The 9,534-nt window shown below is 69.2% G+C and carries 8 protein-coding genes and 1 pseudogene; 5 read left to right on the top strand and 4 right to left on the bottom strand.

Annotation, left to right across the window (positions count from 1 at the left end):
- The 3 genes from AB7U92_RS14920 to AB7U92_RS14910 form a co-directional block, all read left to right on the top strand.
- A partial coding sequence (locus AB7U92_RS14920; protein ID WP_428578292.1) for a helix-turn-helix transcriptional regulator occupies window positions 1-412 on the top strand: 412 nt, incomplete at its 5' end.
- A gap of 187 nt (window positions 413-599) precedes the next feature.
- Window positions 600-1,541, top strand: coding sequence for a site-specific integrase (locus tag AB7U92_RS14915; RefSeq protein WP_428578289.1), 942 nt, complete (start codon window positions 600-602; stop codon window positions 1,539-1,541).
- A 56-nt stretch (window positions 1,542-1,597) separates the two neighbouring features.
- Window positions 1,598-2,797 (top strand): DUF1173 family protein, encoded by a 1,200-nt coding sequence (locus AB7U92_RS14910; protein ID WP_428578286.1) that lies wholly within the window; start codon window positions 1,598-1,600, stop codon window positions 2,795-2,797.
- Between the two features lie 921 nt (window positions 2,798-3,718).
- Here the strand turns inward: AB7U92_RS14910 and AB7U92_RS14905 are convergent.
- The 4 genes from AB7U92_RS14905 to AB7U92_RS14890 form a co-directional block, all read right to left on the bottom strand.
- A complete protein-coding gene (locus AB7U92_RS14905; RefSeq protein WP_428578284.1) occupies window positions 3,719-4,315 on the bottom strand; it encodes a 2-hydroxychromene-2-carboxylate isomerase in 597 nt (198 codons plus the stop codon).
- Window positions 4,316-4,319: 4 nt separating this feature from the next.
- The gene (locus AB7U92_RS14900; RefSeq protein ID WP_428578281.1) at window positions 4,320-5,729 is read right to left on the bottom strand and encodes an FAD-dependent oxidoreductase; all 1,410 of its coding nucleotides are present in this window, start codon (window positions 5,727-5,729) and stop codon (window positions 4,320-4,322) included.
- Window positions 5,730-5,736: 7 nt separating this feature from the next.
- Window positions 5,737-6,702, bottom strand: a complete 966-nt coding sequence (locus AB7U92_RS14895) for a tripartite tricarboxylate transporter substrate binding protein (RefSeq protein WP_428578278.1) — start codon at window positions 6,700-6,702, stop codon at window positions 5,737-5,739.
- Between the two features lie 107 nt (window positions 6,703-6,809).
- The gene (locus AB7U92_RS14890) at window positions 6,810-7,475 is read right to left on the bottom strand and encodes a GntR family transcriptional regulator (RefSeq protein WP_428578275.1); all 666 of its coding nucleotides are present in this window, start codon (window positions 7,473-7,475) and stop codon (window positions 6,810-6,812) included.
- Between the two features lie 139 nt (window positions 7,476-7,614).
- Between AB7U92_RS14890 and AB7U92_RS14885 the strand changes: the two genes are divergently transcribed.
- Complete coding sequence (locus AB7U92_RS14885) at window positions 7,615-8,430, top strand: phosphodiesterase (RefSeq protein ID WP_428578272.1); 816 nt, start codon at window positions 7,615-7,617, stop codon at window positions 8,428-8,430.
- 738 nt (window positions 8,431-9,168) lie between these two features.
- Window positions 9,169-9,534: pseudogene (locus AB7U92_RS14880) on the top strand (hypothetical protein); the annotation flags it as partial.

The raw sequence follows: 9,534 nt of genomic DNA, 5'->3' as shown, positions 1-9,534 counted from the left end.
GCCCTCTTCGGAAGGCATCTTCATCCACCGCGCGAACGGAACGCCCGCGGTGGTCCAGGAGTCGAGCGTTCCCGGGCGGCTGGCGCGTTTCCTGACCGAGCGCCGTCGTCGCAGAGCAGGTCATGACCTTTGCCGGCTGCATGCCGATGAGAGGCCGCTCATGCCCCGCGTTTCTGTTCCCGCCACCCCATCGGCGGATTCCCCGGCCGCAACGCCCAGTGCTGCGCTGCCGGATACCGGCTTCCTGCGCCAGCCGCAGGTGCTGTCCTTCGTCCCCATCTCCAAGTCCACGCTGTGGCGACGCGTGCATGCGCGCACGTTCCCGGAGCCGGTGAAGCTGTCCGAGCGCGTGACCGTCTGGCGCGCCGAGGACATCCGCCGCTGGATCGAGCAGCAGGGAGGGGTGTCATGACCCGTCATCCGACCACAGGACTTCGAAGACCATCTGCCACGGACGTTATGTGGGTGCACCCATCGGGGGGTGTCGAGGCTGATGGCGATAGCCCCTTGGGGCGACGCACCTCTGAGGGTGGCAGGCGCCACGCCGACCTGGAATGCTGGGCGGCTGAAGGGGGTGCATCTGTCGCGGGAGGTTGACGATGGGCACAAACTCCGACGATGCCGGTCAACGGCATGTGGACTCGCGCACGAGCCAGATGTTGCGCGAAGTGATCGATGGCGAGCCGTATTCGGCCGTGGCTCAGCGCTGGGGCTTGTCCCGCTCGGCCGTCGACCGCCGGGTGAAGACGCTGGCGGTCCAGCTGACGCAAGTGGTGGGCGTCGATGGCCTGCAGGAAAGCGGGGCCGCCTTCGTGAAGCGCTTGCGCCTGCACCGGGACGCGATCCTCCAGGCGCTGGAACACTTCGATCCGGGCCAGGTGGGCTCGCATCGCGATGCCCGCGTGCTCTCGCCCGACGAAGTCGATCTCGGGGCGCGCCGCGTGCGCAGCCGATCCACGCGGCCGCTGCACGACCTGGCGCTCTACCACCTGCCCTTCGCGACCGGTCTGCGCCCGCTGGAAGTCGCGCGCCTGACGGTGGGCGACTACCTGCTGGAGGATGGCAGTGTGCGGCGAGAGTCGAGGGTGCGCGCCGATGTCGCGATCAACGGCAGGGACCGGCCGCTGTTCTTCATCCACCGTCGCCTGGACGAAGCGCTCGGCGCCTACCTCGACGAGCGGCTCCGTGCCGGCCACGGCCTTGGCGCCGCCGAGCACTGGCGCGGCCTGGCTCCGCACGGCCCGCTGTTCCTGGGCGCGCAGGGCGAGGTCTATCCGATCACGCCGAACGGTGGCGAGGGCCAGAACCGCACCGTCTGCCGTCCCCTGCTGGAGATCTACCGCAAGATCTTCCGCCAGGCCGACATACCCGGTCTGTGCACGCAGTCCGCACGGCTGACCCTGATGTCGCGGATGTACGAGCGTGGCGCCGACGAGGATCAGGTCGGGCTGGTGCTGGGCATCGCCGATCGAAGTGCCGTGCGCGAGCAGCTGCCGAGGCCGCGACCCGAGCTGGCCAAGGTGCTCGAGGAGCTGGCATGACACGGCGCGCCTGCTGAAGGGCTGCAACGGCGATGGAGTCGGGGAAGGAGTCGGGGGTGGACGGGCAGCGCTTTGCGATCGGTGGGCGCGTGGTCGACGCCGACGACCCGCAGCTGCAGGACCTGCTGGCCCGGGCCTACGAGGCGCCGGGCCGGCCGCGCTGCCTGTGCGTGGCCGGCGGCGTCGAGATGTACGTCGCCTTCCATCGCCACTTCCAGATCAAGCGCATGCCCGAGACCGGGGACCGGCACCACCCCGCCTGCCCGAGCTACGAGCCGGGGCCTGCGATGTCGGGCCTGGGCGAACTGGTCGGAGAGGCCGTCGTCCAGCTGGATCCGGCACGGGTGGAGCTGCACGTGGACTTCCCGTGGGCGCGTGTGCCCGGGCGGCCTGGTGTGAGCCGCGAACCTGCAGAGCCGTCGGAGGTCGGCCGCACCCGTCGCCGGATGAGCCTGCGGGCGCTGATGCACTTCCTGTTCGAGCGGGCCGGTTTCAACCGCTGGTCACCGGCAATGGCCGGGAAGCGCAACCAGGCGGTGCTTCACAAGTACCTGCTGCAGGCCGCCGAGGCGATCCAGGTGAAGGGCGAGCCGCTGTCGAACCGGCTTTATGTGCCGGAAGCGTTCAGCGAGACCGCGAAGGCCGAGCAGGCTGAACGGCGGCGTGCGAGGTTGTCGGTGCTGCAGCCGCATGACGGGCGTCAGCCGCTGGCGGTGGTTCTGGGCGAGCTCAAGGGCTGGGAGTCGGCACCCGCGGGCGCGCGCATCCGGATCCGCCACATGCCGGACGCCCCCTTGTTGGCAGACGCGCGGACCTGGGCGCGGGTGCAGCGCGGCTTCGCGCCACTCTTCGAGGCGCTCGACTCGGACGGAGGGCGAGGACTGCGTCTCATGCTGGCGGCGCTGATCCGGGCGCGCCGGGAGCACACCTACGAGATCGACCTCGCTAGCCTGATGCTGACCAGCGAGGAGTGGATTCCGCTGGAGGGCGTACACGAGGTGCCGCTGATCCGGGCGCTGGTGGCGCAGGGGCGGCGATTCGTGAAGCCGCTGCGCTATGACGCAAGAACGGCGGCGGGGTTTGCGAACGCGATCCTGCTGGACGTGGGGGCTGACCCGGCTCCGATGCATGTCCTGAGCCCGTTCATGACGCCGGCCGACAGGGAGACCAAACTGCAAGCTGTTCGAGTAGCCGGTGGAGGAGGGTGGGTGATGGATGGGGCCATGCCCGAGATGCCGCTGAGGACTCGTCAGTGACTTTCTGGAACTCGATTGACCGCAGCGGTATTCGAACCCGTGCTCGACCTGTCGATGAGGGGCCGCGACGATCGCTCCGCATGTGCACTGCGTGCGTCCGGCTCGCCCGCTGGCTGCCACTGTCGCGGCCCTCGTTTGAAGTGTGAAGTTCATTCGACATCCGCGGGATCACCCGGTAGTGGTGGTTGGGGATCCCTCCTTGGGGGGCGTGCGGGCAAACCAGCGACCGTTCGAGACTGAGAGTGGAGATTCGTCGACTGCATCCGAGGGGCCGTAGCCACCCATCGGCGACATCCGCTGCCTTGAACTCGCCGCCGCGAAGCTGACGGTCGGATCTGCACTGGCTTGCCAGTCGAGCGCCACCGCCGAAGACAAATACAGGCACCCTTGGCACCAGGCCCAGCGTCACCCCACTGGATTCGCGCCCGGCATCCTGTTCGGCGAAGGAGTCGAACACGAGCACTGGCTTCAGCATTGCACGCCGGGCGATCCAGGGGTCGCGCGTCGGCAGCGGTTCGCCGTCCAGCTCAATGGTGTCTACCGAGACCCGATGGCTCTCGGGCCGGGCGTCGTCCTGCGCACGGCGCACACGGGCGCGGATCCACTGCGCCACTTCCTGAACTGCTGATCGTCTTCGACCAGCCTGAACGTCACGGGGATTAGCCACACCAGCCGGCCGTCCTTGGCCATGCCCGCAACCCAGGACGTACCGCGCACTGGGCGACGGGTAGGTCTTTCCGAGGATCAGGACGCGCTGGTGGTCTGTGGGCCCTCTAACGGGCTCGTTGTTGTGGGGCGCTACGGTCTGCCGCTCTCGGCAGACCAGCACATCCTCAGGCTGCGCAACCGGTCAGGCCAGGACCGTCGACACGTCGTAGGGCGTGGTCGAACCGCTGGAGCACAGCAGGCTAGCCGCGCCGCTCAGACCACTGCGCCCAGCCGCTCGGCCAGGAAGTCCAGCCGGTCCTGGCCCCAGAAGCGCTCCCCTTCGACGATGAAGGTGGGGGCACCGAACACGCCGGCGGCGATAGCGCGCTGCGTGTCGGCGTTGAGCTCGTCCACCAGTGCCGGCGCCTGCGCACTGAGCACCAGCGCGGCGCCGTCCAGACCCTGGGCGTCAGCGATCTGCTCCAGCGTGGCCCAGTCGGCAATGTTGCGGTCTTCGCTCCAGATGGCGCGCAGCACCGCGTGCGACAAGGCCAGCGCGTCCAGCCCCTGGTGGCGCGCGGCGATCAGCATCTGGCTGGCCGGCGTGCGGTCCACAGGGTAGTAGCGCGGCTCCAGCGTCAGCGGCACGCCGAGCCGGCGCGACCAGCGGGCCAGCTCCAGCTGGCGGTAGCTGCGCCGCGCCTCGGGTCGCTCGGTGAAGGGCCGGCCACCGCTGGCCGCGAACACCGCGCCCAGGTCCATCGGCAGCACCTGCACCTGGGCGCCGGCCTGCTGCACCAGCTGGGCGAAGCGCGCGCTGCCCAGCCAGGTCCAGGGGCTGGCCACACTGAACCAGTACTGGATCTGCATGGCCTTAGGCCTCGGCGGTTTCAGACACCGCGCCCTGCACCTCTTCACCGTACAGAGGCATGCCCAGCGCACGCAGGCGGCGCTGCACTTCGGCCACCGACACGCGGCGCACCGTGGTGCCGGTTTCCACCGCCACCGCCGCGGCAATGCCGGCAGCTTGGCCGGTGGCCATGCAGGCCGGCATGTTGCGTGAACGGGCATGCGCGGCATGGTCGGCCGAGATGCAACGGCCGGCAACTAGCAACTGCTCCACGCCCAGCGGCAGCAGGCTGCGGTAGGGGATCTCGTAAGGCCGGCGGCCCTGGAAATCAACGTCGGCGCCCTTGGGGTCATGGATGTCCACGGCCGAGACGTCGGCGGCGATGCTGTCTTCGAAGTGCGTGCCGTCCAGCGAATCGGCACCCGTCAGCGTGTATTCGCCGACGATGTGGCGCGTTTCGCGCACGCCCAGTACCGGCGCCACCTGCTCGATGCGCGCCTGTTCGAAGCCGGGCACGCGTTCACGCAGGTAGCGCGCCACGCCTTCGATCTGGCGGTAGCACTCGAGCACTGCGTTGGTGAATTCCACCGGCGAGAACACGTCCACGCCCACGACGCGCGTGGCGTTCACGTACATGCGGCCGTCGGCCGTCTTCAGCGTAATGTTGTCTCGCTGCAGCTTGACGCCGGTGTCGGCCTGGAACTGGCGCAGCGACTTGTTGAATCCCGTCAGCCATAGCCCGTAGGCCAGGCCTTCGTCGGTGTCGGGGATGGCGCGCGCGGGCACGTCGTCGGTGGTGCGCGCCCATTGCGCCAGGCGCACCAGGTCCACGCGGTCCATCGTGAAGTACATCGACACCGGCTGCATCGCCTGCTCAGCGTCGCCCGAGCCCATCACGAAAGGCGCGTTGGCACGCGCGGCGATGTCGGCATCGGCCGAGCAGTCGATCACCACCTGGCCGGCGATGTACTGGCGGCCGCGCTTGCTTTCGACGAAGACGCCCTTGACGACATCGCCGTCCATCACCGGGCCCGAGACCGTGGTCTCGAAGAGGATCTGCACGCCCGAGTCGGCGCACAGCCGCGTCAGCAGCATCTTCATGATCTCGGGGTCGCAGGGCGAAGCGATCTTCACGCTGCCGGTCTTAACCACCGCCATGTAGTCGTCGCCGGCGCCGCCCATCGTGCGCGCCAGGTTCCAGATCTCCAGCGGCAGGCCGCCGATCAGCGCGCCCGATGGCTTGGTGTTCAGGCCCAGCGTCATGTTGCCGCCTAGCGAGCCAAAGCGCTCGATGAGCACCACGCGGCGGCCCTGGCGTGCCGCCGAGATGGCGGCCAGCGGACCGGTGGTGCCGCCGCCCACGACGATGACGTCGGTGTCCAGCAGCAGCGGAATTTCGCGGGCAGGTTCGGTGATAAAGCTCGGGGTTGTCATCGCAGGTTCACTCCACTCGGATCTGGGCACGTGCCGTCACCGGCGCCCACTTTTTCACTTCGGCGCTCATGAAGCGGCCGAACTCGTCAGGTTGCGTGCCCTGGACGATGGCGCCCATGTTGGCCAGGCGCGCGCTGATGTCTGGGCTCTTGAGGATGGCGTTCACTTCCTTGCTCAGTCGCTCGACGATGGCCGGCGGCGTGCCGGCGGGCGCCAGCAGCCCGAACCAGGCCACGGCTTCGAAGTTGGGGTAGCCGGCCTCGGCCATGGTGGGCACGTCGGGCAGCGTGGGCGCGCGCATCTTGGTGGTGACGGCCAGCGCCTTGAGCTTGCCCGACTTGATGTGCGGCGTGACGGGCACGATGTTGTCGAACATGATGTCCACGGCGCCGCCCATCAGGTCGATGTGCGCTGGCGCGCTGCCCTTGTAGGGCACGTGCAGCATGTCGATGTTGGCCAACGCCTTCAGCAGCTCGCTGCTGAGCTGGTGCGAGGTGCCGATGCCCGAGGACGCAAAGGTCAGCTTGCCCGGCGCCTTGCGCGCCGCTTCCACCAGGCTGGCCACGCTGTCCACCGGCAGCGACGGGCGCGCCACCAGCACCAGCGGCGTGATGGTCATCAGCGTGACGGGGGCGAAATCCTTCTCGGGGTCGAAGGGCAGCTTGGGGTAGACGTTCTTGCTGATCGGCAGCGCCGCGGTGGCCATGGTCAGCGTGTAGCCGTCGGCCGGGGCCTTGGCACCGGCATCGGTACCGATGTTGCCGCCGGCGCCCGGCTTGTTGTCGATGACCACCGCCTGGCCCAGGTTCTTGCCCAGCTGCTCGCCCACAAGGCGCGCGATGGAGTCGGACGCCTGGCCCGCCGGGAAGGGCACGATGATCTTGATGGGCCGGTTGGGGTAGTCCTGGGCCTGCGCGGGGGCGAAGGCCAGTGCCAGGGTGGCGGCTGCCAGGGCCAGAAGGGTGCGTTTCATTGGGGTTGTCTCCGGAGGTGGTGCGGTCTGGGCCGCGGGGGGGGGGTCGTGGGCCGTGCCGGGGTGGCCGGGCTGCTGTGCTGGCCCCGGGTCCCTGGCGGCGGTGTTTAAGCGGTCTTCTGCACGGCGAAAGCCTCGGGTTGGTGGGCGCGCAGCGTGGCCTGGTAGGAACGGCGCACGTGTTCGGTGGCCGCAGCGCCGGCCGCGGCTTCGTCGCGCGCGGCAATGGCAGTGCAGATGGCGCGGTGGTCGCGCACCGCGGTTTCGCGCCAGGCCGGGCCGGCGTAGATGACGGAACGGCGCGAGAGGTCGATCTGGTCGTGCAACGAGGCCAGCAAGGTGGCCAGGCGCGCATTGCGTGCGGCTTCGATGATGGTGGCGTGGAACTTCGCGCCGATCTGGTTCCAGGCGTCGAGGTCGGCCTCGCCTTCGTAGCGTGCGCACAGCGCTTCCAGCTCGGCGATCTCTTCCGGGCGCGCGCGCAGCGCGGCGTAGCGCGTCGCGGCGGCTTCCAGCACCTCGCGCAGCTCGAAGAACTGGCGCAGGTCGTCCAGCGAACGCCGCGGCACCGCAAAGCCGCGGCCGGGCAGTTCTTCCAGGTAGCCGTCGCGCGCCAGCGATTGCAGCGCCTCGCGCACCGGCGTGCGGCTCATGCCCAGTTGCTCGGCGAGGTGGATTTCAAACAGTGGCTCGCCGGGCTGCACCTCGCCGGCCAGGATGCGCTGGCGCAGCAGCTGGTAGGCGCGCGACGATAGGGCGATCGGCTTGGGCATGGCGGGCGGCAGCTTGGTTAGTAGCGAATACTTTGCGTATACGCAACGTATGCATCTTCGCCGCAGGCGCCGCAGGTGTCAAGCGCCCACGCGGCGGCGGCCCATCCGGGCGTGCGGCGCCGCCCTCAGAATCAACGCCATGACTCATCTACTTGTGCAGTTCAGCGACACCCACATCCGCGGCCCGGGTGAGCTGGCCTACCGGCGCGTGGACACGGCCGCCCACCTGCAGGCCGCCGTGCAGGCCGTGCTGCGGCTGCCGCAGGCGCCGCTGGCGGTGTTGATGACGGGCGACTTGGTGGACGACGGCAGCGCCGCGGCCTACGCCCACCTGCGCGAACTGCTGGCGCCACTGCGCTGCCCGCTGTACCTGCTGCCCGGCAACCACGACGAGCGCGACCTGATGCGGCAGACCTTCCCCGAGCAGGCCGTGCTGCAGCAGCCCGCCCCCGGCGGTTTTGTGCAGTACGAGGTGGCGTTGCCCGGACTGCGGCTGCTGACACTGGACACCGTGGTGCCCGGCGCTTCGCACGGAAGCCTGTGCGCGCAGCGCCTGGCCTGGCTGGACGCAGCGCTGGCGCGCGAGCCGGCCCTGCCGACGATGGTGGCCATGCACCACCCGCCCTTCGAAACTCACCTGGGCTGGATGGACCGCATCGGCCTGCTGGAGGGCGGGCCCGAACTGGCCGCCGTGCTGGCGCGCCATACGCAGGTGCAGCGCGTGGTCTGCGGCCACCTGCACCGCAGCGCGCAGCGGCGCTGGGCGGGTACCTTGGTGCAGACAGCACCGTCCACTGCGCACCAGACTTGGCTGAGCCTGGCCCCCGAAGGCGGCGACGGCTGGGGCCGCGAGCCGCCAGGTTTCTTGGTGCACGCCTGGCGGACCGGCGACGACCTAGTCAGCCACCTCGCCTTCAACCAGCCGTCGGAAGGGCCTTACCGCTTCCGCGAATAGATGCTCGGGCTTCTCAAGCCGTCGCAAGCCGCGCGTCGGCCAGAGTCCCGCTCATGCGCCGGACCCTGGGCCAGTCCTCTGGCTCAACTGCAACACGCCGTGGAGCCGGCAGAAGCCCGACCTCGTGCTCATGCAGCGGTTCGAATACGAAGTGCGCTCTCCGGCCAAGGGAGAGCCTGGGGCCGGCGATGGTGTGGCAATCACATTGCCAACCGCTCAGTCCAAGAGTATCGGGACGCCGCAACGGCTACGGTCCTGAGTCCATGGCCCGACAGGTTGGGTTCGTGGACTGGTCAGGCTGTGGGTCCAGAGACCCAAGCCGCGCTGGCACCGCGCATCGTTTGCGAAGAGTTCTGCGGCGGCAGTGGCGCGCCCAAGCGCCACTGGAGCCTCTGCCATCTTCAAGGTCCAACGACTGCTTGGTGCCAGTCATCGTGAGTACGCCCGCTGGCGGCCAGCGTCAGCAATCGCTGCACAGCGCCAGTTCGCTGCCGAGGTCGATACGACCGCAGAGGGTCAGGTGCGGGTGCACATCACCGCAGCATGAATGACAGCAGTAGTCCGGAGCGGCCGTTCTTTGTGGATTGGTTTGGCGGGGTCGTGATCGCGGGGGGTTGAACGCACGGGCCGAGGCGGGACGATGGTTCGTCGGAATCCCCCGACGCCCACCGAGGAACGCCGATGGCCTCTTCTCCATCCCCCGATCCCCGGCCTGCCGTCGTGCTGCACGGCGGGCCTGTGGCTCTGCCCACCCTGCTGGGCAACGGTACGAACGGAACGCCCCGCCTGCCCACGGGCGGAAAGATCCGCGCGGGCATCAAGGTCCTGACCCGCCGGGCCGCCGAGGTGCCGCGTGCACAGGCGATCTACGACCAGGGCCTGAACCAGGGCCAGTCGTTCGACCAGATCGAGCGTGCGCTGGCCGAGGCCTGCCCTGAGCTCAAGAGCCCGCTCGTTCCACGCAACGTGCCGTGGTTCACCGTGCGGGCGCAGGACGTCCCGAACCCGGAACTGGCGACGCAGATCCTCGACCTCCATGGCGAGGACCGCGGCGAGGGCCGGCGCCTCTACCGCTTCCCGGTGGTGTTCCCGACCGATCGCTGG

The organism is Piscinibacter sp., from assembly GCF_050175855.1.
GTDB lineage: Bacteria > Pseudomonadota > Gammaproteobacteria > Burkholderiales > Burkholderiaceae_C > Piscinibacter.
This window is presented reverse-complemented; position numbering and strand designations above follow the sequence as displayed.

Excerpts from the sequence above, each read along its gene's own strand:
- AB7U92_RS14895 (WP_428578278.1), bottom strand. The coding sequence starts at position 6,702 with ATGAAACGCACCCTTCTGGCCCTGGCAGCCGCCACCCTGGCACTGGCC.
- AB7U92_RS14900 (WP_428578281.1), bottom strand. The coding sequence starts at position 5,729 with ATGACAACCCCGAGCTTTATCACCGAACCTGCCCGCGAAATTCCGCTG.
- AB7U92_RS14890 (WP_428578275.1), bottom strand. The coding sequence starts at position 7,475 with ATGCCCAAGCCGATCGCCCTATCGTCGCGCGCCTACCAGCTGCTGCGC.
- AB7U92_RS14905 (WP_428578284.1), bottom strand. The coding sequence starts at position 4,315 with ATGCAGATCCAGTACTGGTTCAGTGTGGCCAGCCCCTGGACCTGGCTG.
- AB7U92_RS14885 (WP_428578272.1), top strand. The coding sequence starts at position 7,615 with ATGACTCATCTACTTGTGCAGTTCAGCGACACCCACATCCGCGGCCCG.
- AB7U92_RS14915 (WP_428578289.1), top strand. The coding sequence starts at position 600 with ATGGGCACAAACTCCGACGATGCCGGTCAACGGCATGTGGACTCGCGC.